The sequence below is a fragment of the Cryobacterium sp. RTC2.1 genome, assembly GCF_035018685.1.
GTDB classification, from domain to species: Bacteria; Actinomycetota; Actinomycetes; order Actinomycetales; family Microbacteriaceae; genus Cryobacterium; species Cryobacterium glucosi.
Window position 1 is genome coordinate 1 of record NZ_JASJXJ010000309.1, and the last position, 1,208, is coordinate 1,208.

Below are 1,208 nucleotides of genomic sequence, written 5' to 3' on the forward strand. Positions count from 1 at the left end.
TTCATCCTGAACGCGCTCACCATCGTGACCGAATTCATCGGTATCAGTTTGGGCTTGCAGTATCTGGGCATCCCCCAGATTCCCGGCGTAATTGTTGCAGCCGTGCTCGTGCTCGGCGCCGTCAGCACCGGGTCTTTTAAACGGTTCGAACGCGTCAGCATGGTTCTTGTTGCCGGGTCCCTCTTGTTGGTCCCCATTTTCTTTCTGTCGGGTCCGAATCTGGGTGAGATGGCGACCAATTTTGTGCTCCCCGGGATGCCACCCGGGTCCCAACTTTCCACGGTGATGCTGCTCATCATCGGGATCGTCGGCACGACCGTCGCCCCGTGGCAGTTGTTCTTCCAACAGTCCTATGTCATTGACAAGCGCATCACGCCCCGGTTCATGAATTACGAAAAGGTCGACTTGTGGATCGGGATCTTGATGGTCATCGTCGGTGCGGCCGCGATCATCGGCTTCACGTCCGCCACCTTCACGGGCCGGCCCGAATTCGGCAATTTCACTGACGCACTCGGGGTCGCAGAAGGCCTCGGCAAGTTTGTCGGACCTGGCGTGGGAGTGATGTTCGCGATCGCGTTGATCGACGCGTCCATTATTGGTGCGGCCGCAGTAGGTTTGTCTACTTCATACGCGTTGGGCGACGTGTTGGGGTTGAAGCACTCCCTGCACCGCAAACCGTGGGAAGCGAAGGGCTTCTACGCCGTATTCGCTGCCCTCCTCGCCCTGGCAGCCACGATTGTTCTGATTCCCGGTGCGCCGCTGGGACTCTTGACCGTGGGAGTACAGACTCTCGCCGGGGTGCTGCTACCTTCAGCCACGGTCTTCCTCTTATTGCTCTGCAACGACAAAGACGTGCTGGGCCCCTGGGTCAACGGCAAATGGTTGAACCTGTTCACGTCTGTTGTCGTCGCCGTGCTGGTCATGCTTTCCATCATCCTCACAGCCAGCGTTCTCTTCCCAGACATCACGGGAGAGACAATCTTGTCCATCCTCGGCGGGGGCAGCGTCTTGGGAATTCTTGTCGGAGCGACCGCCCTGGTCCTTCGCCGGCGACGCCCGGCCGGTGATGCGGTGCTCCCGATGGAACACAGTCAACGTCTCCGTTGGCGGATGCCACCCCTCACCCTCCTCGCCCGCCCGGAGCTCTCCACCGGTCGGACCATCGGATTGGGCGTGCTGCGCGCCTACCTGATCCTCGCCATGGTCCT

1 protein-coding gene is annotated in these 1,208 nt (G+C 60.2%); it reads left to right on the forward strand.

Going from position 1 to position 1,208, the window contains the following annotated elements:
• Positions 1-1,208 (forward strand): NRAMP family divalent metal transporter (locus tag QN357_RS19000; protein ID WP_323505400.1); only part of this gene is annotated, 1,208 nt, incomplete at both ends.